Source organism: Arthrobacter sp. Y3224198 (assembly GCF_059090025.1).
In genome coordinates, this window is the sequence record NZ_JBNHFG010000012.1 from 22,738 (window position 1) to 48,054 (window position 25,317).

The window sequence follows — 25,317 nt, forward strand, 5'->3', positions numbered from 1 at the left end:
CGCGGCACGCGTCGGCACAGCAGCAGCACGGCAGGAATTTCAAGGGAGAGTTCATGGCCAGCAACGGCACCAGATCCATCCGCGGAGCGGTCCTGGAAACCATCGGCGCCGAGCGCCCCTATGCCCGGTCGCGGCCCGTGGCGGTCCGGGAGCTGCAGCTGGACCCGCCGGGCCCCGGGGAAATCCTAGTCCGGATCGAGGCGGCCAGCCTCTGCCACTCGGACCTGTCCGTGGTGAACGGCAGCCGCGTGCGGCCGCTGCCCATGCTGCTGGGACATGAGGCCGCCGGCAGGGTCGAAGAACTGGGCGAGGGCGTGCAGGACCTGGCGGTGGGACAGCGGGTGGTGATGGCCTTCCTGCCCCGTTGCGGCGAGTGTGCCGGCTGCCGGACGGATGGGAAGATGCCGTGCATTCCGGGGTCGGCCGCGAACAATGCCGGCACCCTGCTGGATGGTGGAATGCGCCTGCACGGTCCTGACGGGGAGGTAGTGCGCCACCATCTGGGGGTCTCCGGCTTCGCCACCCACGCGGTGGTCAACCGCAAGTCCGTGGTTCCGGTTGATGACGACATTCCGCCGCACGTGGCCGCCCTGCTCGGGTGCGCCGTGCTCACCGGCGGCGGCGCGGTGCTGAATCCCGCCCGGCCGGGCAAGGACGACGACGTGGCGATTGTGGGCCTGGGCGGCGTCGGAATGGCGGCACTGCTGACCGCGCTGTCGCTGGACGTGCGCAGCGTGATCGGCATTGACGCCCTGCCCGAAAAGCTCGCGCGTGCCCGGGAACTGGGCGCCACCGCCGCCTACACCCCGCAGGAAGCGCTCGACGCCGGAATCCGCCCCGCGCTGGTCATTGAAGCAGCAGGGCACCCGCGGGCCTTTGAAACCGCCGTGCGGCTCACCGCTCCCGGCGGAACCACCGTGACCGTGGGCCTCCCCGGCCCGGACCAGACGGCCGAAATCACCCCGCTGACCCTCACCGCGGAGGCGCGGACCGTCATCGGCAGCTACCTCGGCTCCGCCGTTCCGGCCCGCGACATCCCCGTCTACGCACAGCTCTGGCGGGAGGGGAAGCTGCCGGTGGAGGAACTGGTCTCCTCAACCATTGCGCTCGAAGACATCAACGCCGCCATGGACACCCTCGCAGATGGGAAGGCTATCCGGCAGGTCATTCTGTTCGGGGAGCACGGACAAGACGGGGACGCCGGAACCCGTGACTGACCTGCACGGGCAGCACCGCTGGCAGCCGGACATTCTGGGACCGGGGTTCGAGCAGCTGACCTTGGACCTGCCCGGCGGCAGGGTGGCGACCCTGGTCCGCTACACGCCGGAGCACGCCGCGGTCCCGCTCCCGGACGGCGTGCTCCCGGACGGCGTGCTCCCGGACGGCGCGCTTCCCGACGGCGTGCGGCAGTTCCCGGCCACGTTGCGGGAAGGCGGGCCGGATGTGCTCTACGTACACGGCTGGTCCGACTACTTCTTCCAGACCGAACTGGCCTATTACTGGGCGGCGCAGGGTGCCCGGTTCTTCGCCCTGGACCTGCACAACTACGGCCGCAGCCTGCGTCCGGGGCAGGAACCGGGGTATGTGCAGAACCTCAGCGACTATGACGCGGACCTGGAAGCCGCGCTGGAGGCCATGGGCCAGCGTGCCCCGGACGCGCCGCCGCTGATCCTGCTGGGGCACTCCACCGGAGGGCTCATCCTCGCCACCTGGGCCTACCGCCGTCCGGGCCGGGCCGACGCCCTGATCCTGAACAGCCCGTGGCTGGAGTTCCAGGCCACGGAACTGGCCCGCCGCATGATCTCCCCGCTGGTCAGCCTGCAGGCCCAGCGCCGCCCGCGCATGCCGCTGCCCCCGGTGGATCCGGGCATCTACACCCGTACGGTGTCAGCGGCGTTCGGCGGCGAGTGGCATTACAACACTGAGTGGCGGCCGGTCCGGGGGTTCCCTGTCACGGTGGCGTTTTTGAACGCGGTCTTTTCCGCGCAGGCCACGGTGGCTGCGGGCCTGCGGCTGGAGATGCCCGTGCTGGTGCTGCTTTCGGACAAAAGCTACCTGCATCCGCGGTGGTCGGAGGATGCCGAGCGCTCCGACGTCGCGCTGGACGTGAACGTGGTGGCACACCGGGCGCTGTCCCTCGGCTCCACGGTGAGCGTGGTGCGGATCCCCAACGCCATGCACGACGTGTTTCTCTCCGCCCCACCGGTCCGCGCGCACGCCTTTAATGCCATCACCAGTTGGGGCGGCGGCTATCTGCGCGACCTTCCCGGCCGCAGCAGGACCCGCGGCCGGGCCGCGGATCCTGCCGTCACGGACACCGGCTCCTAGTCGATCAGCTCGTAGGCCGGCAGCGTCAGGAAGTCCGGGTAGTCCGGGGACAGGCTGATTTCGCCGATCATCCGGCTTGCCGGCTCGAAGTACCCGGTGAACATGTCCTCGGACACCTCGCTGCGGAGCCGCTCGGTTTCCTCGGCCAGGATCCGGGTGACCAGCTCCTCGGTCACGGTCTCGCCGGTGTCTTCCAGCACCACCTGGTTGCGGACCTGCTGCCAGACCTGCGAGCGGGAGATTTCCGCGGTGGCGGCGTCCTCCATCAGGTTGCGGATGGCCACGGCGCCGTTGCCCGAGAGCCAGATGGCCACGTAGTTCACGGCCACGTACAGGTTGGAGCGCAGTCCGGCCTCCGTAATGGAGCCTTCCGCGGTGCTGACGTCCAGCAGATCCGAGGCGGTGACGGAAACGTCCTCGCGCAGGCGGTCCACCTGGTTCGGCTTGTCGCCGAGCACTCCGTCAAAGACCTCCTGGCAGGTAGCCACCAGGTCCGGGTGGGCCACCCAGGAGCCGTCGAAGCCGTCGCCGGCCTCGCGGGTCTTATCCGCCTTGACCTTCTCAAGCGCGCTCGCCGTGGTTTCGGGTTCGCGCCGGTTGGGAATGAAGGCGGCCATGCCGCCCATGGCGAAGGCACCGCGGCGGTGGCAGGTCTTGACCAGCAGCTCGGTGTAGGCGCGCATAAACGGCGCGGTCATGGTGACGTCCGCCCGGTCCGGCAGGAGGAAGGACTTCCCGGCATCCCGGAAGACCTTGATCATGCTGAACAGGTAGTCCCAGCGGCCGGCGTTCAGGCCCGAGGCGTGGTCGCGCAGCTCGTAGAGGATCTCCTCCATCTCGAAGGCGGCCGGAATGGTTTCAATCAGCACCGTGGCGCGGACCGAGCCGTGCGGCACGCCCACGTACTCCTCGGCGAAGGTAAAGACGTCGTTCCAGAGCCGGGCCTCGAGGTGGCTCTCCATCTTGGGCAGGTAGTAGTACGGACCCTGTCCGTTCTCCAGCAGCTGCTTGGCGTTGTTGAAGAAGTGCAGGCCGAAGTCCACCAGCGCACCCACGGCGCGTTCGCCGTCGATCAGCACGTGCTTTTCGGGCAGGTGCCAGCCGCGCGGACGCATCACGACGACGGCGAGCGGCGCGTCGGAGCGCAGCGCGTATTCCTTGCCCTCGGGCGAGGTGAAGGAAAGGTCTCCGCGGGCCGCCCGGTAGAGGTTCACCTGGGAATCAACGACGTTGTGCCAGGTGGGGGTGCAGGCATCCTCGAGGTCGGCAAGCCAGACCTTGGCCCCGGAGTTCAGGGCGTTGATGGCCATCTTCGCGGGGGAGGCCGGGCCGGTCATTTCCACGCGGCGGTCCTGCAGGGCTGCGGGAGCCTCGGCGACCTTCCAGTCGCCGTTGCGGATGTCTGCAGTCTCGGGCAGGAAATCCAGGGTGCCGCTGGCGGAGACTTCCTGCCGGCGGACCGTGCGTGCGGCAAGGCGCTCGTCGCGGGTGGCGCGGAACCGGCGGTGGAGTTCTTCGATGAATTCCAGCGCCTCGGGGGTCAGGATGTGCTCCGATCCTTCCGCGGGGGTTGGATCGGTTACTTCAATGGCCATGATGCTTCTCCTGTGAACGGTGCCCCGGTGGGGTGCGGATAGGTGATCCCGGTTACTTCTTCCGTATCGTGGATATTATTATCTGGTTAGTGGAAGTTCAAGGGTGTTCCTCAGTGTTACTGCCATTGCGTCATGGCCGCCGCCAGATGGTCGCGGGCCCTTGCCAGCCGTCCCCGTACCGCCTGCGGAGTGATGCGCAGGGCGGCGCCTATCTCCGCATAGCTCTGGCCGTGCACTTCGCGCAGGAGCCAGCACGCCCGCTGATCCGCGGGAAGCCGGGAAAGCGCCCGGCGCAGGGTTTCCCATTCGGCGGCAACTTCTGCGGTGTGGTGCGGGTCCGCCCCGCGGCCGGCCTGCTCCGTGCCGGGTACGGCTGCAAGGTTCTCACTGCCGGGCAGGTCCTGCGGGTGGGTGGTGCGGTGGCGCAGGATGTCCAGGCAGCGGTTCGTTGCGGTGCGGTAGACCCAGCCGCCAAACGCTTCCCCGCGCTGGAGGGAAGGCAGTACCCGCCAACCGGCCGTGAGTGTGTCCTGGACAACGTCCTCGGCGTCTCCGCGGTCCCGGAGCATCCGGTAGGCCAGCCGGAACAGGCGCGCCTGATAGAGGGCTACCAGGTATTCAAAAGCGGGAAGGTCGCCGTCCCGGGCCTGCGCCACCAGTACGGCCTCGTCCAGGCGGGGGAGTCCGTTCCCGGAACGGCCGCGCGTGGAATCCCTGCCCTTGTGTGCCGCCTGCGGCAGCTCGGATTCTGCCATGGTGTTCCTGTTCCTTCCGGCAGCGACCGGACCTGCACCGATTTTCCCAGAGGCGGCGCCGGGGCGGAACCACCGGGCCCGGAGCGGCAGGAAAGATGCCCAAACTTTGGCTTCCGCCGTGACGATCCCGCCCGCTGTACGTCATTACCTGTGTAAGGGACGTGCGCGGCGCGGCCGCACCTAAAGCAGGAGATGATTTCCATGGCAGATCCGTCAAAGGCACCCACGCCTGCAACGGCCAATCCCCGCGGCGCGCAAAGCGTCGGCACTGTGCAGGACAGCCACCAGGGCGTATCGGGGTCGCAGGGCCTGCAGGCGTCCGAAAGCCCGGCCGGGCAGGGTGCGGCTGCGTCCGGCACGGACAGCCAGCGCCGGTCGGGGCCGCTGCAGACACCCCGCGGAGATACCACCATCGAGGAAACCGTGGTGCAGAAGCTTGCCGGCATGGCCACCCGGGAAGTGCCCGGCGTATACGCCATGGGCAATGCCGCGCGCCGGGCGTTCAGTTCCATGACCGAACGGATCCCGGGCTCGCAGACCAACGTCAGCAACGGCGTCAGCGTGGAAAAGGGGGAGCGGCAGGCAGCGGTGGACGTGAGCATCGTGGTGGAGTACGGGTACTCGGTGGTGGAGGTCAGCCAGGGGATCCGCCGCAACGTGATCCGCTCGGTGGAAAACGCCACCGGGTTGGAGGTCCTGGAGGTGAACGTCAATGTCACCGACGTGCACCTCCCGGAGGAGGACCAGGACCGGGACGAAGGCCAGGACGCAAAGCCGTCCAAGAGCCTTGAGTAAACAACAACCAAAAGGAGGACTCCATGTCCGCAACGCGGTGGTGTCTGGTAATCGGGCTGGTGCTGGGGATTGTGCTCGCCTTCGGTGGTTGGGTGCCCTTCCTCATCACGCTCCTGTTCGGCCTGATCGGACTGCTGGTGGGGCTGGTGGCCGATGGGAAGGTGGATGTGCAGGGAATGCTCGGTAGAGCGTCAAGCCGATGAGCAGCCCCTCGACGCAAGCGGCGCTGCGTCCGGCGCGGGACATCAATGACCGCGGCGAGACGGTGCTGGCCCGGCGGGTGCTGGAAAAGACCGCCAGCCAGGTGGCCCGCGACGAAACCTTTGCCGGCGGCAGTTCCGGGGGCTTCCTGGGCATCGGCGCGCGGGCCGACCTGTCTGCCCGCCCCGATGCGAGCGTGGAGCTGGCGGGAAACGTCGCCAGCCTCAGGGTCACGGTGGGACTGCCCTATCCGGTACCCCTGCGCCAGGCCACTGAGCAGCTGCGCCGGCGGATTACGGAACGGGTCACGGCCCTGACCGGGGTGCAGGTCCGGCAGGTGGACATTACGGTGTCCTGGCTGCGTCCGCCGGACTCCGGGCCCCGTCGAAGGAAACTGCGGTGAGCGCCGGTATCCGGCCGCCGGTGTCCATGCGGCGCCGGCCTAGCCGGTCCGTCCCGGCAACCATCACCGCGGTCCTGATGCTGGCCCTCGGGGTGGCGCTCGCCTGGGCGGCCGTGGTCCGGCTGGCCGACGGCACCTGGCCGGTGTTCGTCACCGAGCCGCTGCGGTGGCTGCAGGAGACCACCTGGGACAGCAGCCGGGGGTGGACTGCGGCCGTTGTCCTCGGGGTCCTGGGCCTGATCCTGCTGTTGTGTGGGATCATTCCCGGCGAATTCCGCGCACTGCCCCTGCGGGCCACCCGCGTGGACATGCCGGGCCTGCCCGGAGCGGGCGATACGGGCGGGGTGCCGTCGGTGCGGGGCGGGGAGACAGTGGTGATGAGCCGGCGCGCGGTCGCGCGGCTCGCGGCGTCCACATGCGACCACATTGACGGGGTCGCTTCGGCCTCGGCAACTGCCTCCTCGCGACGGGTCCATCTGGACGTGACAACGGCGCTGCGCGGCACATCGGATCTGCAGCACTGGGTCGTGGACGGGGTGCGGTCCCGGCTGGCGGCAACCGGCCTGGACCCGGTGCCTGAGGTTACCGCTTCCATCCGGACTCAGGAGTAGGAAAGGGAACGCGCATGAGACAACATGCCGGAGCAGCCAACCGGACCTGGCTGATCGTCCTGGGAATCCTGCTGCTTGCCGCCGGAGTGCTCACTGCACTGATCGCCGGCGGTGCGCTGAAGGACACGGCCGCAGCGAAACCCTCCGAATCCGTGTTGCAGGACGGGGACAGCTTCCTCGACGGGCGGTACGCACCCTGGGGTGTCCTGCTTGCCGGTGTAGTGCTGGGCCTGCTGGGTTTGTGGTGGCTCCTCGCGCAGATTCCGCGGAGCCGGGCAGCGGGGACGTTCAGGCTGCAGGAGGATCCGGCGCGCGGGATCACCGTCTGCGACCCGCAGGTGCTCGCCGCCGCCGTCGGCCGGGAAACGGACCTGCTTCCGGGCGTGGCGGGTTCCACGGTGCGCCTGCGCGGCAGTGCCGACGAGCCCGACCTGGCCATGAAGGTGACGGTGAATTCCGACGCCGACGTGCAGGGCATCATTGCGCGGATCCAGCACGAGGTGGTGCCGCACCTGGTCTCGGCACTGGAAGTGCCGCTGAATACCTTCGGGCTGGAAATCGACGCCACCAGCAAGGCAGGCGCCTCGGGAAGCGGAGCTGCGGTCAGCTCCCGGGGCACCGTGGTCTACTAGCCGCCTTGTTGTGCGGTTGCCAGGCGTCAGCGGCCCGGCAACCGCCGGCGTTACTTAGCGCTGCCGGATCCCTTGGCGGCCAGTTCCGCGTACTCGCGGGCCACGGTGTCGCGGTGTGCCGCCACGCGTGCCTGGTGCACCGGCGTGCGCCGCAGGACCGCGTAGGCAAGGCCGAGCAGCGCGAACCAGATGGGGGTCACCAGCAGGGCCTGCAGGGTGTCCGGCTGGGTGGTCAGCGCCCACAGGATGAACGCGAAGAAGGCGAACACCACGTAGACCATCACCACGCCGCCGGGCAGCTTAAACTTCGAGGCTGCGTGCAGCTGCGGGCGGCGCTTGCGGTAGACCAGATAGCTGGCCAGGATGACGGACCAGACGAACATAAAGCACAGTGCCGAGATGGTGGTCACCAAGGTGAAGGCGGCGCTGACGGATTCGCCGGCGTACAGCAGCACCACGCCGGCCAGCAGGAAGGTGCAGGAGAAGAACAGGGCGTTCTGCGGCACCTTGCGCCGGGACAGCTTGCCGAAGGCGCGCGGCGCATCGCCGTCGTGGGCCAGGCCGAAAACCATGCGCGACGTGGAATATATCCCCGAGTTCGCCGAGGAGGCGGCGGAGGTCAGGACCACGAAGTTCACGACGGCGGCCGCGGTGCCCAGCCCGGCAAGCGTGAACATGCTCACGAACGGGCTGTCATCGGCGCTGAACTCGTTCCAGGGCACCACGGCCATCAGGACAGCCAGGGCGCCTACGTAGAAGAGCAGGATGCGGATCGGAATGGAGTTCACGGCCCGGGGCAGGTTCTTCTCGGGGTCCTTGGTTTCGGCAGCTGCGGTGCCCACCAGCTCGATGCCGACAAACGCGAACACGGCAATCTGGAACCCGGCCACAAAGCCCATGGGGCCGGTGGGGAAGAAGCCGCCGTGCTCCCAGAGGTTGCCGAAGCCCGCCGTGACGCCGTCGCCGTGGGTGAAGCCGGTCAGGATCATCACCATGCCCACCACAATCAGGGTCAGAATGGCCACGATCTTGATCAGCGCGAACCAGAACTCCGTCTCGCCGAAGGCCTTCACAGTGGGCAGGTTCAATGCCAGCAGCACCGCGATGCAGGCCAGTGCCGGGATCCACAGCGGCGCGTTGCCCCACCAGAACGTCACGTAGTGGGCAATGGCCACCACGTCCGCGATGCCGGTGACCACCCAGCAGAACCAGTAGGTCCAGCCCGTGAAGAAACCGGCCCAGGGGCCGAGGAGATCGGCGGAAAAATCGCTGAAGGACTTGTAGTTGAGGTTCGAGAGCAGCAGTTCGCCCATGGCCCGCATGACGAAGAACAGCATGAAGCCGATGATCGCGTAGACGAAGATCACGGACGGGCCGGCCACGGAAATGGTTTTGCCCGAGCCCATGAACAGGCCGGTGCCGATCGCGCCGCCGATGGCCAGCAGCTGGATGTGGCGGCTCGAAAGGGAGCGGGCCAGATGCGGCTCGGAAGAGTTGTTTTGCGGCGCTGAAACAGGGCTGTCGCTCGGTGGGCGGGTAATGCGCTCAGACATCAAAATCCTTCTAATAGGCACCCGCCGGCAGCTAACCGCCGTATTCGCCTATGCCGCTCCCGGAGGGGACAGCACCTTGCTGTTGGCGCTGCCGCCGACATTTCAGTTTGGAAGCCGGTTGCTGGCCCCGTCAAATCAGGGGATTGTGACGTTGCAGGTCACAGGGCACATGGCGGGCCGGCGGCCGCCCCGCGGTCGGGTGTGTCGAGGGGTTGAGGCGGTGCAGGCGGCGGGTTAGAGTTTGCTGTGTCACATGCGTGTGACACCTACAAATGAACATGCCTTTATCAGCCGTGGCGGGAGAGTCCTGCCGGATGCACATGAGCATCGCGCCGGGCGCCGTAGGAGCAAACCCTCCCCGGGAATCTCTCAGGCACCTGTACCGCCAGGGCGAGGCAACTCTGGAAAGCAGTTCCGGCCCGGCCGGAGCTCACCGACGGTGCAAGCGGAAGTACACCCGCGGAATCTCTCAGGTCCAATACAGAGCGGGGAGGAGCCTTCGTTAGTTGGCGTACCCCCGTCTGCCTTTCCTGGAGCCTCACATGCCTGTAGAACCGTCCTCCTCCACTCTTGCCGCCGCGTTTGCGGACCGGCACATCGGTGCCCGCGGCAACGCCGTCGAAACCATGCTCAAGGCCGTGGGGTACGACACCCTGGACGGGCTGGCGGACATGGCCGTCCCCGCCGCCATCCGGCAGGGCTTCCCGCTGGTGCTGGATCCGGCGAAATCCGAAGAGGAGACCCTGGCCGCGCTGCGCCGCATTGCCGGGAAGAACAAGACCGCCGTGCAGATGATCGGCCAGGGCTATTACGGCACCCACACCCCGCCGGTGATCCTCCGCAACGTGGTGGAGGACCCTGCCTGGTACACCGCCTACACCCCGTACCAGCCGGAGATTTCCCAGGGCCGGCTTGAGGCGCTGCTGAACTTCCAGACCATGGTGCAGGACCTCACCGCGCTGCCCATCGCCAACGCGTCCCTTCTGGATGAAGCCACCGCCGTGGCCGAAGCCGTGCTGCTGATGCGCCGGTCCAACAAGGCGCACGGCAACGGTGCCGTTGTGCTGGATTCCGAAGCCTTCCCGCAGACCATCGCCGTGGTGAAGGGCCGCGCCAAGGCCCTCGGCTTCGACGTCGTCGTCGCGGACCTGTCCGCCGGCCTGCCCGACGGCGACCTGGCCGGCGTCGTCCTCCAGCAGCCCGGCGCGTCCGGCGTGGTCCGCGACCAGGCCGCACTGATTGCCGAAGCCAAGGAACGCGGCGCGCTGGTCACCGTGGCTGCGGACCTGCTGGCCCTGACCCTGATCACCCCGCCCGGTGAGCAGGGCGCCGATATTGCCGTGGGCTCCGTGCAGCGCTTCGGCGTTCCGCTGTTCTTCGGCGGCCCGCATGCCGCTTACATGGCCGTTCGCAAGGGCCTGGAGCGTTCCCTGCCCGGCCGCCTGGTGGGCGTGTCCAAGGACTCCGCCGGCACCCCCGCCTACCGGCTGGCCCTGCAGACCCGCGAGCAGCACATCCGCCGGGAGAAGGCGACCTCCAACATCTGCACCGCACAGGCTTTGCTGGCCATCGTCGCCTCCATGTATGCCGTCTACCACGGTCCCGAAGGCCTGACGGCGATTGCCCGCCGCGCACACGAATCGGCCCGCTCGCTGGCCGCCGCCCTGCAGGCTGCCGGCGTCGAACTGCTGCACGAGACCTTCTTCGACACCGTCACTGCCCGGGTTCCCGGCAAGGCCGCGGACGTCATTGCCGCCGCCGAGGCCCGCGGCATCAACCTGCGCCGCATCGACGCGGACACCGTGGGTATCTCCGCGGATGAGACGACGACGCCGACCGTCATCGCCGACGTCGCCGCCGCCTTCGGTGCCTCCCCGGTGGAGACGGTGGAAGGCTTCGAGCTGCCGGCCGGACTGCTGCGCACCTCGGAGTTCATGACGCACCCCGTGTTTGCCTCCTACCGCTCCGAAACCCAGATGCTGCGCTACCTGCGCCGCCTCTCGGACCGGGACCTGGCCCTGGACCGCACCATGATTCCGCTGGGCTCCTGCACCATGAAGCTCAACGCCACCGCTGAAATGCAGGCCATGACCTGGCCCGAGTTCGCCTCCATCCACCCCTTCGCCCCGGATTCCCAGACCGAAGGCTGGCGGGAACTGATCGCCGACCTGGAGGAAAAGCTCGCGGTCATCACCGGGTATGACACCGTCTCCATCCAGCCCAACGCCGGCTCACAGGGTGAACTGGCCGGCCTGCTGGCCATCCGCGGCTACCACCACTCCCGCGGCGACGAGCAGCGTTCCGTCTGCCTCATCCCCGCCTCCGCGCACGGCACCAACGCCGCATCCGCCGTCCTGGCCGGCATGAAGGTAGTGGTCGTCGCCACCGCCGACGACGGCGCCATCGACCACGCCGACCTGCGCGCCAAGATCGATGCGCACCGGGAAAACCTTGCCGCCATCATGATCACCTACCCGTCCACCCACGGGGTGTTCGACGACGACGTCCGCGACGTCTGCGAGGCCGTGCACGAGGCCGGCGGCCAGGTCTACATTGACGGCGCCAACCTCAATGCCCTCGTCGGTCTCGCCCAGCCGGGCGAATTCGGCGGCGACGTGTCCCACCTGAACCTGCACAAGACCTTCTGCATCCCGCACGGCGGCGGCGGTCCCGGCGTCGGGCCCGTAGCCGCGAAGGCGCACCTGGCACCGTTTATGCCCGGTGACGCGGCCACCTGGACCGACGGGGATGACATTCCCGTCTCGGCGTCGCGCTTCGGCTCCGCCGGCGTGCTGCCCATCTCCTGGGCCTACGTGAACCTGATGGGCGGCGAGGGCCTGACCAGCGCCACCAAGCACGCGCTGCTCGCTGCGAACTACGTGGCTGCGCGCCTGAACGAGTACTACCCGGTGCTCTACACCGGCAAGGGCGGGCTCGTGGCGCACGAATGCATCCTGGACCTGCGCGAGCTGACCGCGAAGACCGGTGTCACTGCCGAGGACGTGGCCAAGCGGCTGGTGGACTACGGCTTCCATGCCCCCACGCTGTCCTTCCCGGTGGCCGGCACCCTGATGGTGGAACCCACCGAGTCCGAGGACCTGGGCGAAATTGACCGCTTCATTGATGCGATGATCGCCATCCGGGCCGAAATCGACCAGGTGGCCTCCGGTGACTTCAGCCTGGAACAGAGCCCGCTGCGCAATGCCCCGCACACCGCCACCGTGGTGGCCGGCAACGAATGGGACCGCGCCTACCCACGCGAGCAGGCAGCCTTCCCGCTGCGCTCCCTGCGGATGGACAAGTACTTCCCGCCGGTGGGACGCATTGACGGCGCCGCCGGTGACCGGAACCTGATCTGCTCCTGCCCGCCCATCGAAGAGTTCGAGAACTAGGGGATCCGCACCATGACTGAGAAGTACACCGCGCTGTACGAGGCGCACAAACAGCTGGGCGCTTCCTTCACCGACTTCGGCGGCTGGCAGATGCCGCTCAAATACAGTTCCGAGCTGGCCGAACATCGGGCGGTGCGCAGCGCTGCGGGCCTGTTCGACCTTTCCCACATGGGCGAAGTGGAGGTCACCGGCCCCGATGCCGGCGCTTTCCTGGATTACGCGCTGGTGGGCAAGCTCTCCGCCGTGAAGCCGGGCCGGGCCAAGTATTCGCTGATCACCAACACCGACGGCGGGATCATCGACGACCTGATCAGCTACCGGCTCGCCGAGGACGCCTACCTGGTGGTCCCCAACGCAGGCAACGCCGACACGGTGGCTGCCGAACTGGCGGCCCGGGCCGAGGGCTTCGACGTCACGGTGAACAACGTTTCCGGTGAGACCTCGCTGGTTGCGGTTCAGGGTCCGGCCGCGGAGGCCATCCTGCTGGCACTGGTGCCTGCCGGCCAGCACGACGCCGTCACCGGCATGAAGTACTACGCCGCCGACACCGTGGACCTTGCCGTCGGTGGCGGGGCAGTGGGGGAGCGGACGCTGAACCTGCTCGTGGCCCGCACCGGCTACACCGGCGAGGACGGCTTCGAGATCTATGTGCCCAACGACGACGCCGCGGCCCTGTGGTCCGCGCTGCTCGCCGCCGGTGCGGACTCGGGCCTGATCCCGGCGGGGCTGGCCTGCCGCGATTCGCTCCGGCTCGAGGCCGGCATGCCGCTGTACGGCAACGAACTGACCCTGGATACGGACCCCTACGCCGCCGGCCTGGGATCCGTCGTCGCCCTGTCCAAGGAGGGCGATTTTGTGGGCCGTGAGGCCCTGGCCGCCCGCAAGGAAGCCGGTCCCTCCCGGAAACTCGTCGGCCTCAAGGGCTCCGGCCGCCGTTCAGCCCGGTCACACTACCCGGTTTTGAAGGACGGCGCCGTCATCGGTGAAGTCACCTCGGGCGCTCCCAGCCCCACCCTCGGCTTCCCGATCGCCCTGGCTTACGTGGATGCCGCCCATTCAGCCCCCGGCACCCTCCTCGACGTCGACCTCCGCGGCAAGTCCGAGCAGTTCACGGTGGTCGACCTTCCGTTCTACCGGCGCGGGCAGCGGTAAAACGAAAAAACAAAAGATTCTTGTGACGGCGGCGCCGGAGGGTTCGCTGTCGGTCACCTTCCTGCGAGCGTCTCATGTGGGTACGTGGGTGTGAGCATAGTAAGGCGGGACGAACGCGTCGGACGCGGGGCATTCTGTGTAGCCCGCATCGCCGAGCGAGGAACGAGCGAGGCAGTGACAGATCCAGGGTTCCCTCTCCGAGCTTGCGAGGAGGAGGGCAGGATCTCGAACGCTAAGGGCGGCAGAATGCCGCGCTTTCGGCGCCCCGGCCTAGACTTTGGACTAACGAACAGCCCGACAAAAAGCTTCGAAAGGCAAACAGATGAGCAAAGTAAACGCAGGACTCCGTTACTCCGCCGAGCACGAGTGGGTGGACTCCTCCAGCCCGGTCCGCGTCGGCATTTCCGCCGTGGCCGCGGACGCCCTGGGAGACGTCGTCTACGTTGACCTGCCCGCTGTCGGCGACACGGTCACTGCCGGCGAAACCTGCGGCGAGGTTGAGTCCACGAAGTCCGTGTCGGACCTCTACGCGCCGGTTTCGGGCGAAATTGTGGAGATCAACCAGGAAGCCATCGACAACCCGGCGCTGCTGAACGAGGACCCGTACGGTGCCGGCTGGCTGTTCACGGTTAACGCCACCGCCGAGGGTGAGCTGCTCAGCGCCGAGGAGTACGCCGAGAAGAACGGCGGCGACCTGTGAGCGATTTCCTCAACTCGTCCCTCGCGGAGGTTGATCCGGAGGTAGCCGAGCAGATCGACAACGAGCGGCGCCGCCAGCAGCAGGGCCTGGAGATGATCGCCTCGGAGAACCACACAGCCGTGGCCATCATGGAAGCCCAGGGCTCCGTGCTGACCAACAAGTACGCCGAGGGTTACCCGGGACGCCGTTACTACGGCGGCTGCGAGTACGTGGATGTCATCGAGCAGCTGGCCATCGACCGTGCCAAGGACCTCTTCGGTGCGGGCTTCGCCAATGTGCAGCCGCACTCCGGCGCGCAGGCCAACGCTTCGGTGATGCATGCCCTGATCCGGCCGGGCGACACCGTGCTGGGGCTTTCCCTGGCTGACGGCGGCCACCTCACGCACGGCATGAAGATCAACTTCTCCGGCCGGCTGTACAACATCGTCCCCTACGGCGTGGACGAAAAGACCCACACCGTGAACATGGGCGACGTCGAGCGGCTGGCCCGCGAACATCGGCCGAAGCTGATTGTGGCCGGCTGGTCCGCGTACGCCCGCCAGCTGGACTTCGCCGAATTCCGCCGCATCGCTGACGAGGTGGGTGCCTACCTGATGGTGGACATGGCGCACTTCGCCGGACTGGTGGCCGCAGGGCTGCATCCCAGCCCGGTCCCGCACGCTCACGTGGTCACCACCACCACGCACAAGACCCTGGCCGGTCCGCGCGGCGGCATCATCCTCTCCAACGACGCCGACATCGCCAAGAAGATCAACTCGGCCGTGTTCCCCGGACAGCAGGGCGGTCCGCTGGAACACGTGATCGCCGGCAAGGCCACGGCATTCAAGATCGCCGCCACCCCGGAGTTCCGCGAACGGCAGCAGCGCACGCTGGCCGGAGCGCGGATCCTCGCTGAGCGCCTGCTGGCCGACGACGTCGCCGCGGCCGGCATTTCGGTGGTCTCGGGCGGAACCGACGTGCATCTGGTGCTCGTGGACCTGCGCAACGCCGAGCTCAACGGGCAGGAAGCCGAAGACCGGCTGGCGCAGATCGACATCACCGTGAACCGCAACGCCGTTCCCTTCGACCCGCGCCCGCCCATGGTCACCTCCGGCCTGCGGATCGGCACCCCGGCCCTGGCCACGCGCGGCTTCGGCGAGGACGCGTTCCGGGAAGTCGCGGACATCATTGCCTCTGCGCTGATAGCCGGACCGGAGCAGGACCTGGCACCGCTGCGTGACAGGGTGTCCGCCCTGGCCGCATCCCACCCGCTGTACCCGGAGGTCGCGGATCTTTCCGCGGCACCCGCTGCGGCCCACCGTTAGGAAGCATTACTTTGGCTGTTGGCGTTTTTGATCTGTTCACCGTGGGCATCGGCCCCTCGAGCTCGCATACCGTGGGCCCGATGCGTGCCGCCGCCGTGTTCGCGGAAGAACTGGTCGACGCCGGCAGCCTGGCTGCCGTGGCCGGACTCCGCGTGGACCTCTACGGGTCCCTCGCGGCGACCGGCCGCGGCCACGGCACCATGACCGCAGTACTGCTGGGACTGGAAGGTTTCGCGCCTGAACTGATCCTGCCCGAGCAGGTGGAGGAACGGCTGGCGGACATCCAGGCCAGCCGCAAACTGCAGCTGTGCGCCCAGGTGCCCGGCGCCGTCGCCCGCCCGCTGGAATACGGCGAGGCGGACATTGTGCTGCACCCGCTGACCGTCCTGCCCCGGCACACCAACGGCATGAAATTCGCCGCACTGGATGTCGACGGCACCGTCATCCGGGAGGCAACCTTCTTCTCCGTGGGCGGCGGCTTCATTGTCCGCGAGGGTGAGGAACGCGCGGATGCCATGGAACTGGAGGCCAGCAAGTCCGAGCTGCCGTATCCGTTCCGCACCGCTGCCGAACTGCTGCAGCACTGCACCCGGACCGGCCTGGGCATCAGCGACATCATGCTGGCCAACGAGTGCGCCTCCCGCCCCGAGGCGGAGATTCGGGAGGGTCTGCTGCACATCCGCGATGTGATGGAGGAGTGCAAGAACTCCGCCATCCGCCGCACCGGCCTGCTGCCCGGCGGCCTGAAGGTCCGCCGCCGCGCACCCGGCTGGCACACCCGCCTGCGCGCCGAGGACCCCGACCGGGATCCGAAGTTCTGGCAGGAGTGGGTCAACCTGGTGGCGCTGGCCGTCAATGAGGAGAATGCTTCGGGCGGACGGGTGGTCACCGCCCCCACCAACGGCGCCGCCGGCATCATCCCTGCGGTCATGTTCTACGCCACCCACTACGGGCCGGGGATGGACCGCGCCACACCGGAGCAGCGCGACGACGTCGTGGTCCGCTTCCTGCTCGCTGCCGGTGCCGTGGGTGTGCTGTACAAGGAACAGGCATCCATTTCCGGCGCCGAGGTGGGTTGCCAGGGTGAGGTGGGATCGGCGTCGTCGATGGCTGCCGCCGGGCTCGCCGAGATCCTGGGCGGCACGCCGGAGCAGGTGGAAAACGCCGCCGAGATTGCCATGGAACACAACCTGGGCCTCACCTGCGATCCCATCGGCGGGCTGGTCCAGGTGCCCTGCATCGAACGCAACGCCATTGGCGCCGCGAAGGCGGTCAACGCCGCGAAGATGGCGCTCTGGGGCGATGGCGAGCACCGGGTGTCCCTGGACGAGGTCATCGTGACCATGCGCGAGACCGGCCGGGACATGAGCTCGAAGTACAAGGAAACGGCACTTGGCGGTCTGGCCGTGAACGTGGTGGAGTGCTGATCCCGCGACCGTAACGGGTTGAGCCCGCGACGCCCCGATGGTAGACAGTAAGTACGCTTAGTATCGACTGCCGGAAGGAAGAACGTCATGGCGGAACGCGGCAACAGCACCCACGGGCGCCGGCTCGACGAGGAAATGAAGACGGAAACGTCGGGGCTGACCAAAAACACCTTCCCCGACCATGTGGAGGAATGGCGCCAGCCCGAACCCATGCCCGACGAAACGGATCCGGACGACGTCCTGGCCGCCATGGACCCGAATGACACTGCCGGCACCGCCGCAGGCGGCCCGGAAGCAGGTGAGGAGGCCGACAATGCCTAAGACAGCGAAAAACGGTTCGCCGATCAAGGATGAGCTGCCCTCCACCCTGCAGCGCTCGGACAAGAAAGCGCAGGACACCTTCGCCAAGACGTACGACTCCGCCATGGAGGAGTACAACGACGGCGAGCGGGCCGCCCGCACGGCCTACGCCGCCCTGAAGCACACCCACGAAAAGGTGGGGGACCACTGGGAGGAAAAGGCGGAGAACGGCCCGTCCGATGCCCGGGCAGCCGAAGGGGGCCGCAATTCGTCCCAAAAGACCGCTGGCGGCGTGGATGCCAACGCCACCAAGGAGCACCTGTATGGCCTCGCGTCCAAGCTGGACATTTCCGGGCGCTCCACAATGACAAAGGACGAACTGGTGGATGCGCTGCAGAAGGCCAGCGCGAAGGAAACCCGGAAGGCGCGGAAGGGCTGAGCCTCCCGGATCGGCTTTAGCTTTTCGCCGGAGCCGCGTTGGCCGCCAGGGCGTTGATTTCCGCCTCCAAGCGGGGCAAGCCCAGCTCCCTGCGGTAGTCCGGGCGGGACAGCAGGCGGTTGAGGACAAAGGCCGTGCTGTGCGGTTCAAGGCAGGAGATGCCGGGGATCGACATGGTCTGCGCAGGCCCCTCCTTATGCGGATTGGGGTACGGCGAAGTCAGGTCCGCAACCAACTCCTCCCGGCTGCGGACACGCTCCACCCGGAACCCCCGGAAGTTTTCCCAACCCAGCGAGTGCGGTCTCGTCATCACATGGAACTCCACGCCGGCGTCGGTGACGGTCATCCGGGGATGCAGCTTTCCCCAATCCTTCCGCACCAGTGGAAAGTGCCAGAAGGGGACGGATACGAGGAAGAGTCCGAGGAGGAGGGCGAGTGCCGCGGTGGTCGCCCCCTCATCGCGCCTCACGGGCTTTCCCGTCTGCAGGGAGTGCAACCCGTCATAGGCCATGAACCCGCCCAGCAACAGGAGGAAGGTCCACAGCGCCACCCAACCCCAGCTGAGACGGAACGGCGGTGCCGGTTCGCTGGGATTCCGCTGGAAAAGTTCAAGCTTGTTCGGTGTGGCCCGCCAGTACCCGGGCCCGGTGTCTTTCATCCCCATGGCCGCCAGCATATAGCTGCCCACCGGGAGTGGACTTAGTGGCGCGCGGCGTCAAACTGTCCCTAACCCCGCCCGCCGAAAGGCATGCCGGCGGCGGTGACCACCAGCGAGCGGACGTTGGCCGACGCTGGCGCGGACGCCATGAACAGCACCGCCGCGGCGGCTTCCTCTGCCGGGAAGGCGGGCTCCTGCGCCCGGGTCCCGTTCGCCTGCAGCGCGCCCTGGCCGCCGCCGATCCCGCTGAGCAGCTCCGTGGCGGCATTGCCGATGTCGATCTGCCCGCAGGTGATGCCGAAGGGCCGCCCGTCCAGGTCCACGGACTTGGTCAGCCCTGTCACGGCGTGTTTGGTGGCCGTGTAGGCGGCTGAGCAGGGCCGGGGCGTGTGCGCGGAGATGGAGCCGTTGTTGATGATCCGGCCGCCCTGGGGCTGCTGCGCTTTCATGTGCCGCACCGCCGCCGCCGTACAGAGCATGGTGCCGGTGACGTTGACCGCCAGGGTCCGGTTCCAGTCCTCCAGGGTCAGCTCGTCAATGCTGCCGGTGGGCCCGAACGTCCCGGCGTTGTTGAACAGCACGTCCACCCGGCCGAAGGTGCCGGCGGTAACGGCGAAAAGCCGCTCGACGTCGTCGGGCACCGTAACGTCGGCCGGCACTACGAGCGCCGCCGGGTGGCCGCCGGCGGTCTCCTGCAGTTCCGCTTCGTGCCGGCCTGCCAGCACCACTGAAAACCCGGCGGCCAGGAATGCCCGGGCGGTGGCGCGGCCGATTCCGGAGCCTGCGCCGGTGATGACCGCGGTGCGCGGGAGGCCGGTTTCGTTATCAGTGGCAGGGCGGGTACTGGAGTCCATCCCTAGATTCTGCCTTGCGTTCCGTCCCCGCCGCACCGGTTGCCCGAACCGGCGGGCCGGCTCCCGCTCCCGCGGCGGTTCGCGGCGGACATCCGCGGATTGGCGTCGGGGTCTGGCGGGTGCTGCGGCGCCGCCCTACGATACCAAGCACACAGTCTCGGCGGTTATGAAGTGCGAAACGAAGTGCTCGGCAGTGCACCAACGGCGGATCGGGATCATTCCATGTCGACAGTGAAGTACACCGCGGAACCGGATGGAACCTTCGTTGCACCCCGGGTGGTACCGGTGTCCAAGGGACGGATAGTCGTCAGCTGGATCACCTCCACCGACCATAAAACCATCGGGTTCATGTACCTGATCGCATCCTTCATCTTCTTCATCCTGGCCGGTGTGATGGCGTTGCTCATCCGCGCGGAGTTGTTCGAGCCCGGGATGCAGATCCTGCAGACCAGGGAGCAGTACAACCAGCTGTTCACCATGCACGGAACCGCGATGCTGCTGATGTTTGCCACCCCGCTCTTTGCAGGGTTTGCCAATGTGATGATGCCCCTGCAGATCGGGGCACCGGACGTGGCTTTCCCACGGTTGAATGCCCTGGCCTTCTGGTTCTTCCTTTTTGGATCCAGCATCGCCATGTTGGGTTTCCTGCTGCCCCAGGGTCCCGCGTCCTTTGGGTGGTTTGCCTACACGCCGCTTTCTAATGTCACGTTCAGCCCCGGCCTTGGCGGGGATCTGTGGGTCTTCGGGCTGGGGCTGTCGGGCTTCGGGACCATCCTGGGCTCGGTAAACTTCATCACCACCATCATCTGTCTGCGTGCTCCCGGCATGACCATGTGGCGCATGCCGATCTTCACCTGGAACACACTCGTCACTTCGATCCTGGTGCTGATGGCGTTCCCGCCCCTGGCGGCCGCGCTGTTTGCGTTGGGTGCAGACCGGCGGTTCGGGGCGGAAATCTACAACCCGGAACGCGGCGGGTCCATCCTCTGGCAGCACCTGTTTTGGTTCTTCGGCCATCCCGAGGTGTACATCATCGCGCTGCCGTTCTTCGGCATCGTGTCCGAGATCTTCCCGGTCTTCAGTCGCAAGCCGATCTTCGGTTACAAGGGGCTGGTCTTTGCCACCATTGCCATCGCCGCCTTGTCCGTGACCGTCTGGGCGCACCACATGTACGTGACCGGTGCGGTGATGCTGCCCTTCTTCGCTTTTATGACGATGCTGATCGCGGTGCCTACCGGGGTAAAGTTCTTCAACTGGATCGGCACCATGTGGCGCGGATCGCTCACGTTCGAAACCCCCATGCTGTGGAGCCTCGGCTTCCTGATCACCTTCCTGTTCGGCGGCCTGACCGGCATCATCCTGTCCTCCCCGCCGCTGGACTTCCACGTTTCCGACACCTACTTCGTGGTCGCGCACTTCCATTACGTGGTGTTCGGCACGGTGGTGTTCGCAATGTTCGCCGGTTTCTATTTCTGGTGGCCCAAGTGGACCGGGAAAATGCTCAACGAGCGGCTGGGAAAACTGCATTTCTGGCTGCTGTTCCTGGGCTTCCACACCACCTTCCTCATCCAGCACTGGCTGGGCGTTCTGGGTATGCCGCGGCGTTATGCGGACTATCTGGTGGAAGACAATTTCACCGGCATGAACCAGCTCTCGACCATCGGTTCGTTCATCCTGGCGGTATCCATGATCCCGTTCTTCTGGAACGTGTACATCACCTGGCGCCACGGCAAGAAGGTTGAAGTGGATGATCCGTGGGGGTTCGGCGGTTCCCTCGAGTGGGCCACGTCCTGCCCGCCGCCGCGCCACAACTTCACGTCCCTGCCGCGGATCCGTTCGGAACGGCCCGCGCTGGACCTGCACCACCCGGAACTGATGGCCCGGGCCAACCAGGGAACCGATTCGCCGGCTGAGAAGCTCTTCGGGGCAGCGGACATGGGCAGCGAAGAACCACGCAACCCTGATCCCCGCCAGTAGGTTCGCGCCCCCGGAGGTTGGCGGGCGCTATTTGGTTAATCGATAATAAGTATGCTTATTATGTTTCTAGATTATCCCTGCTGAATTCCAGCGGGGTGGAGACAAATAACGAAGGATAGGTATACGCAATGTCGAACCACGGCAACACTGTCACCACGTCCCGACGCACCAATGTCCAGAAGGCGGCCCTGGCCTTTGGCGTGGTTTTCCTGCTGGTGGGAGTGATGGGCTTTATCCCGGGAATCACCACCAATTACGAGGATCTGTCCTTCGCCGGCCACCACTCGGACGCGCACCTGCTGGGAATCTTCCAGGTCTCGGCCCTGCATAACATCGTCCACCTGCTCTTTGGTATTGCCGGCATCGCTTTCGCCCGCACCGTTTCGGCGGCCCGCAACTACCTGATCTGGGGCGGCGTGGTTTACGCCCTGCTCCTGCTCTACGGACTGTTCATCGGCCACGATTCCTCCGCCAACTTTGTTCCGCTGAACACCGCGGACAACTGGCTGCACGCCGTCCTGGCCATCGCCATGATCGGTTCCGGCCTGGCCCTGACCCGCGACCGCCGGGACGCTCCCGCCGCCCGCGCCTAGTCACCGACGGGCCGGTCCGCGCCTGGCCCGGACCGCCTGCGCACCCTGCCGACAGCCGCCGGGACCCCGCCCTTCACGGACGGGAGTCCCGGCGGCTGCTGCGTTTCAGCCAGTCTCCCTGCGGCAGGCCCGCCCCTTTTCCGACTCCCCGTCCGGCCCCGCACCTGCGTGAACCGTTGACCCTGCCGGTGGCCCGGGCCTAGTGTCGGACCCATCCTCCACCGCGATTGTTTCCCGGATGAAAAAGCGGAAACCGGAACGGCGAAAGACCAAATGGTGTGGAAACAAAAACAAGGGAGTTTTTGTGAAGACGCAGGTAGCCGCATTTCAACAACCGCTCGAGCCCATCGCCGGATCGCTTGCCGTTTCCGCCATCCTGGCAGCACTGCCGCTGCTGATCCTGTTTGTCCTGCTGGGCGTTTTCCGGATGAAGGCCTACCAAGCTGCCCTGATCAGCCTGGCCCTGTCCATCATCCTGGCCATTGTCGGCTGGCAGATGCCGGTGGGGCAGGTTCTCTCCGCCACCGGGCTGGGCGCGTTTTATGCCATCTTCCCGATCCTGTGGATCCTCATCAACGCGCTATGGATCTACAAACTGACGGTCGCCACGCCCTGGTTCGAAGTCCTGGGCCGCACCATCCGTTCCATTTCCGATGACCTGCGCATCCTGTCGATCCTGATCGCCTTCTGCTTCGGCGCCCTGCTGGAATCCCTGGCCGGCTTCGGCGCGCCGGTCGCCATCGCCGCGGCCATGCTTATGGCGGCAGGCATGAAGCCCTTGAAATCCGCCGTCGTCGCCCTGCTGGCCAACACCGCACCCGTGGCCTTCGGTGCCATGGCCGCACCCATCATTGCCCTGAACGGCGTCACCGGTATCCCGCTGCAGGAACTGTCCGCCATGACCGGCCGGCAGACTCCCTTTATCGCCCTGGTGGTGCCGCTGATCCTGGTCTTCCTGGTGGACGGCAAACGCGGGGTGCGGCAGACCTGGCCGGTGGCGCTGGTGGCCGGAGCGGCGTTCGGCCTGTCGCAGTTTGTCGCCTCGAACTTCTTTATTGTCGAACTCACCGATGTGGTGGCGGCCGTAGTGACGGTGGTGGTGGTGCTGCTGATGCTGCGGGTCTGGCAGCCTGCGGAAATCATCGGCATGACCGGGGAAACCCGCGAGGCAGAGAAGGCGGGGGAGCAGGTGCCCCAGGCCGAAGCCGCCGGCACGGACACCCTGACCGGCCCCGGACGCGGGGACACTCGCGCTGCCGGAGGAGCAACCGCCGTCGGCGACGGCGGGAGCCTCGCCGCGGACACTCCGTCCCGTGGCTCCGGGGATACGGGAGGCGGAGCTGAAACCGGCCACGGCACCGGACGGCCCCCGGGCCACGATGTCTGGATGGCCGTCGCGCCGTACCTGGTCATCATTGCGGTGTTCTCCCTTGCCCAGGTCCCCGGGATCAAGACCTGGCTGACGAGTATCGGCAGCACCACCTTCTCCTGGCCCGGGCTGGACGTCACCGGTTCCAACGGCAAGCCGGTGGCCGCGCAGACCCTGCGTTTCGACCACATCCGGGCCACCGGCACCCTGCTGCTTTTCTCCGGCATAATCACCATGGTCCTGTACCGGATTGCTCCCCGCCGGGGCGTGCAGGTCTACGGCCAGACCCTGATGCAGCTGCGCTGGACCATCCTGACCGTCTGTGCGGTGCTGGCGTTGTCCTTCGTGATGAACCTGTCCGGCCAAACGACCACACTCGGCGTCGCCCTGGCCTCGGCCGGCGGCTTCTTTGCCCTGCTCTCACCGCTGCTGGGCTGGATCGGAGTGGCACTGACCGGCTCGGACACCTCGTCCAACTCGCTGTTCGGTGCCCTGCAGGTGGCTGCCGCCAATGAGACCGGCCTGTCGCCGACGCTGATGGCGGCGGCGAACTCCTCCGCGGGTGTGATGGGCAAGATGCTCTCGCTGCAGAACCTGGCCATCGCGTCGGCAGCCGTGGGGCTGGATGGTGCCGAGTCCACCCTGCTGCGCAAACTCATCGGCTGGAGTCTGGGCCTGCTCGCGTTCATCACGCTTCTGATCTGGCTGCAGTCCACCTCGATCCTGGGCTGGATGGTGCCCTGACCCTTTCCGGCCCGCCCGCGAGGCGCCCCGCGCGCCGAACACTATAAGGAGATATCCCCGTGAGCACGCACTCCCTCGACCCGGAGCTGGGCGACACCGCTGTCCGCTCCGCCAGTACCGTCCTCGGCAGCTTCCCCTCTGTGTCCCTTCTGGAATCGGACCGGCAGCGGGTCAGTACCGACCGTTCGGGTTTTGTGCCCGAGTCCCTGCCCGACGGTGTGGTGTCCGCCCGCACGGTCGACGACGTCGTGACCACCCTGCAGCTGGCCAGCCGGCACCGCATCCCCGTGGTCCCGCGCGGCGCCGGTACGGGACTGGCGGCGGCGTCCTCCTCCCGGGCAGGAGAACTGGTGCTGGACGTCTCCGGCATGAACCGCATCCTGCGGATTGACCCGGAAGAGCAGCTGGCGGTGGTGGAACCCGGCGTCCTGAATGCGGACCTGAATGCCGCCGCCGCGGAATACGGACTCTTCTACGCCCCGGACCCGGCCAGCACCGCCATCTGCAGCATCGGCGGGAACATTGCCACCAACGCCGGCGGCATGCGCTGCGCCAAGTACGGCGTCACCCGGGAATCGGTGCTGGCCCTGCGCGTGATCCTGGCGGACGGGCGCGAGCTGCGCACCGGCCGGGAAACCATCAAGGGGGTCAGCGGCTACGACCTCAACGCCTTGATGATCGGCTCCGAAGGCACCCTCGGCGTGGTGGTGGAAGCAACCCTGCGGCTGCGCCCGCTGCCGGTGCACACCGCCACGGTGGCGGCGTTCTTCCCGGACGTGACTGCCGCCGCAAGGGCCGCCTCCGCCGTCGTCGCCGCCCGCATCCAGCCCTCGGTCATGGAGCTGATGGACGGACCCACGCTGGAAGCAGTGGATATGGCGATGGGCACCGATTACCGCTCCAAGGGCGGGGCGTTCCTGCTGGTGCAGACGGACGGGTACGGCGCCTTCCTGGAGCAGGACGTGGTGATGGATGTCGTCTCGCCGCTGGGCAGCTGTGAAAAGGCGGTCGATGACGAGCATGCCGCCGCGCTGCTTACCGCCCGCCGGGAAGCGATCCCGTCTTTGGAGAAGCTGGGACGGGTCTCCATCGGAGACATCGGGGTGCCGCGGGGGAAGCTGGCCGAAGTGGTCAGCGGGCTGCAGGACATCTCGGCCCGGACCGGGGTGCGGATCTTCACCATTGCGCACGCCTCGGACGGCAACCTGCATCCGATGATCGTGATGGATCCGGAGGATTCCGTGACCACCGGCCCGGCCAAGGTTGCCCTGGGCGAGATGTTCCACCTGGCGCACCGGCTGGGCGGAACCCTGACCGGGGAGCACGGCGTCGGGCTGCTCAAGCGGGACTGGCTGGAAGAGGAACTGGGCGGAACCTCGCTGGAGGTCATGAACACCATCCGCACGGCGCTGGATCCACTGGGCATCCTCAACCCGGGCAAGGCGCTCTGAGCGGCCCCGGGCCCCGTTTCGGTGGCGCCGCCACCGCCGGGCACCTACCCTGTGTCCCTGCGCCGTTGTTGTCCACACCATGCC

General features: G+C 67.2%; 23 protein-coding genes and 1 riboswitch. Of the genes, 18 read left to right on the plus strand and 5 right to left on the minus strand.

From position 1 onward, the window contains the following. Nucleotides 1–53 precede the first annotated feature (53 nt). On the plus strand, nucleotides 54–1,217 hold the full coding sequence (locus tag AC5RUF_RS08775) for an alcohol dehydrogenase catalytic domain-containing protein (RefSeq protein WP_494130314.1): 1,164 nt from the start codon (nucleotides 54–56) through the stop codon (nucleotides 1,215–1,217). 1 nt (nucleotide 1,218) lies between these two features. After that, the gene (locus AC5RUF_RS08780) at nucleotides 1,219–2,328 is read left to right on the plus strand and encodes an alpha/beta hydrolase (protein WP_494130373.1); all 1,110 of its coding nucleotides are present in this window, start codon (nucleotides 1,219–1,221) and stop codon (nucleotides 2,326–2,328) included. Here AC5RUF_RS08780 and aceB read toward each other — a convergent pair. Beyond that, the gene (aceB, locus tag AC5RUF_RS08785; RefSeq protein WP_494130315.1) at nucleotides 2,325–3,923 is read right to left on the minus strand and encodes a malate synthase A; all 1,599 of its coding nucleotides are present in this window, start codon (nucleotides 3,921–3,923) and stop codon (nucleotides 2,325–2,327) included. The two genes, AC5RUF_RS08780 and aceB, sit on opposite strands and share 4 nt — an antisense overlap. A 116-nt stretch (nucleotides 3,924–4,039) precedes the next feature. Further along, nucleotides 4,040–4,678, minus strand: coding sequence for an RNA polymerase sigma factor (locus AC5RUF_RS08790; RefSeq protein WP_494130316.1), 639 nt, complete (start codon nucleotides 4,676–4,678; stop codon nucleotides 4,040–4,042). 201 nt (nucleotides 4,679–4,879) lie between these two features. Between AC5RUF_RS08790 and AC5RUF_RS08795 the strand changes: the two genes are divergently transcribed. The 5 genes from AC5RUF_RS08795 to AC5RUF_RS08815 are packed head-to-tail and all read left to right on the plus strand — an operon-like array spanning nucleotide 4,880 to nucleotide 7,320. After that, on the plus strand, nucleotides 4,880–5,473 hold the full coding sequence (locus AC5RUF_RS08795) for an Asp23/Gls24 family envelope stress response protein (protein ID WP_493997565.1): 594 nt from the start codon (nucleotides 4,880–4,882) through the stop codon (nucleotides 5,471–5,473). A 23-nt stretch (nucleotides 5,474–5,496) separates the two neighbouring features. Continuing rightward, nucleotides 5,497–5,676, plus strand: a complete 180-nt coding sequence (locus AC5RUF_RS08800; protein WP_493997566.1) for a hypothetical protein — start codon at nucleotides 5,497–5,499, stop codon at nucleotides 5,674–5,676. Continuing rightward, a complete protein-coding gene (locus AC5RUF_RS08805) occupies nucleotides 5,673–6,077 on the plus strand; it encodes an Asp23/Gls24 family envelope stress response protein (RefSeq protein ID WP_493997567.1) in 405 nt (134 codons plus the stop codon). Before AC5RUF_RS08800 ends, AC5RUF_RS08805 begins: the two co-directional genes overlap by 4 nt. Then, complete coding sequence (locus tag AC5RUF_RS08810) at nucleotides 6,074–6,688, plus strand: DUF6286 domain-containing protein (RefSeq protein WP_494130317.1); 615 nt, start codon at nucleotides 6,074–6,076, stop codon at nucleotides 6,686–6,688. Before AC5RUF_RS08805 ends, AC5RUF_RS08810 begins: the two co-directional genes overlap by 4 nt. Nucleotides 6,689–6,702: 14 nt before the next feature. After that, nucleotides 6,703–7,320 carry an alkaline shock response membrane anchor protein AmaP gene (locus AC5RUF_RS08815; RefSeq protein ID WP_493999031.1) on the plus strand — a complete coding sequence of 206 codons (618 nt, stop codon included), beginning with the start codon at nucleotides 6,703–6,705 and terminating at the stop codon, nucleotides 7,318–7,320. A 50-nt stretch (nucleotides 7,321–7,370) separates the two neighbouring features. Here AC5RUF_RS08815 and cycA read toward each other — a convergent pair whose 3' ends face one another. Next, nucleotides 7,371–8,873, minus strand: a complete 1,503-nt coding sequence (gene cycA, locus AC5RUF_RS08820) for a D-serine/D-alanine/glycine transporter (protein WP_494130318.1) — start codon at nucleotides 8,871–8,873, stop codon at nucleotides 7,371–7,373. 287 nt (nucleotides 8,874–9,160) lie between these two features. Then, a riboswitch (glycine riboswitch) is annotated at nucleotides 9,161–9,268 on the plus strand. Between the two features lie 147 nt (nucleotides 9,269–9,415). On the opposite strand from cycA, the gene gcvP reads away from it, so the two are divergent. The 7 genes from gcvP (at nucleotide 9,416) to AC5RUF_RS08855 (ending at nucleotide 17,587) form a co-directional block, all read left to right on the plus strand. Then, nucleotides 9,416–12,265 (plus strand): aminomethyl-transferring glycine dehydrogenase, encoded by a 2,850-nt coding sequence (gene gcvP, locus AC5RUF_RS08825; RefSeq protein ID WP_494130319.1) that lies wholly within the window; start codon nucleotides 9,416–9,418, stop codon nucleotides 12,263–12,265. A gap of 12 nt (nucleotides 12,266–12,277) precedes the next feature. Continuing rightward, on the plus strand, nucleotides 12,278–13,417 hold the full coding sequence (gene gcvT / locus AC5RUF_RS08830) for a glycine cleavage system aminomethyltransferase GcvT (protein ID WP_494130320.1): 1,140 nt from the start codon (nucleotides 12,278–12,280) through the stop codon (nucleotides 13,415–13,417). A 322-nt stretch (nucleotides 13,418–13,739) separates the two neighbouring features. Continuing rightward, a complete protein-coding gene (gene gcvH / locus AC5RUF_RS08835; protein ID WP_493998582.1) occupies nucleotides 13,740–14,117 on the plus strand; it encodes a glycine cleavage system protein GcvH in 378 nt (125 codons plus the stop codon). After that, on the plus strand, nucleotides 14,114–15,421 hold the full coding sequence (gene glyA / locus AC5RUF_RS08840) for a serine hydroxymethyltransferase (protein WP_494130321.1): 1,308 nt from the start codon (nucleotides 14,114–14,116) through the stop codon (nucleotides 15,419–15,421). Before gcvH ends, glyA begins: the two co-directional genes overlap by 4 nt. Before the next feature lie 11 nt (nucleotides 15,422–15,432). Beyond that, complete coding sequence (locus AC5RUF_RS08845) at nucleotides 15,433–16,848, plus strand: L-serine ammonia-lyase (RefSeq protein ID WP_493998067.1); 1,416 nt, start codon at nucleotides 15,433–15,435, stop codon at nucleotides 16,846–16,848. An 87-nt stretch (nucleotides 16,849–16,935) separates the two neighbouring features. After that, a complete protein-coding gene (locus tag AC5RUF_RS08850) occupies nucleotides 16,936–17,169 on the plus strand; it encodes a hypothetical protein (RefSeq protein WP_493998068.1) in 234 nt (77 codons plus the stop codon). Continuing rightward, nucleotides 17,162–17,587, plus strand: a complete 426-nt coding sequence (locus tag AC5RUF_RS08855) for a ChaB family protein (protein ID WP_494130322.1) — start codon at nucleotides 17,162–17,164, stop codon at nucleotides 17,585–17,587. The genes AC5RUF_RS08850 and AC5RUF_RS08855 overlap by 8 nt, the downstream gene beginning before the upstream one ends. A gap of 16 nt (nucleotides 17,588–17,603) precedes the next feature. On the opposite strand, the gene AC5RUF_RS08860 is transcribed toward AC5RUF_RS08855, so the two are convergent. Continuing rightward, a complete protein-coding gene (locus AC5RUF_RS08860) occupies nucleotides 17,604–18,251 on the minus strand; it encodes a hypothetical protein (RefSeq protein ID WP_494130323.1) in 648 nt (215 codons plus the stop codon). A 62-nt stretch (nucleotides 18,252–18,313) separates the two neighbouring features. Then, entirely contained in the window at nucleotides 18,314–19,099 is a 786-nt protein-coding gene (locus AC5RUF_RS08865; protein WP_494130324.1) for an SDR family oxidoreductase, read from the minus strand. A 222-nt stretch (nucleotides 19,100–19,321) separates the two neighbouring features. On the opposite strand from AC5RUF_RS08865, the gene ctaD reads away from it, so the two are divergent. The 4 genes from ctaD (at nucleotide 19,322) to AC5RUF_RS08885 (ending at nucleotide 25,233) form a co-directional block, all read left to right on the plus strand. After that, the gene (gene ctaD, locus AC5RUF_RS08870) at nucleotides 19,322–21,076 is read left to right on the plus strand and encodes an aa3-type cytochrome oxidase subunit I (protein ID WP_493998392.1); all 1,755 of its coding nucleotides are present in this window, start codon (nucleotides 19,322–19,324) and stop codon (nucleotides 21,074–21,076) included. A gap of 128 nt (nucleotides 21,077–21,204) precedes the next feature. Further along, nucleotides 21,205–21,669 (plus strand): DUF4383 domain-containing protein, encoded by a 465-nt coding sequence (locus AC5RUF_RS08875; protein WP_493998391.1) that lies wholly within the window; start codon nucleotides 21,205–21,207, stop codon nucleotides 21,667–21,669. Between the two features lie 304 nt (nucleotides 21,670–21,973). Beyond that, a complete protein-coding gene (locus AC5RUF_RS08880) occupies nucleotides 21,974–23,782 on the plus strand; it encodes an L-lactate permease (protein ID WP_494130325.1) in 1,809 nt (602 codons plus the stop codon). A 59-nt stretch (nucleotides 23,783–23,841) separates the two neighbouring features. Further along, nucleotides 23,842–25,233, plus strand: a complete 1,392-nt coding sequence (locus tag AC5RUF_RS08885; RefSeq protein WP_494130326.1) for an FAD-binding oxidoreductase — start codon at nucleotides 23,842–23,844, stop codon at nucleotides 25,231–25,233. The last annotated feature ends 84 nt before the right edge of the window (nucleotides 25,234–25,317 follow it).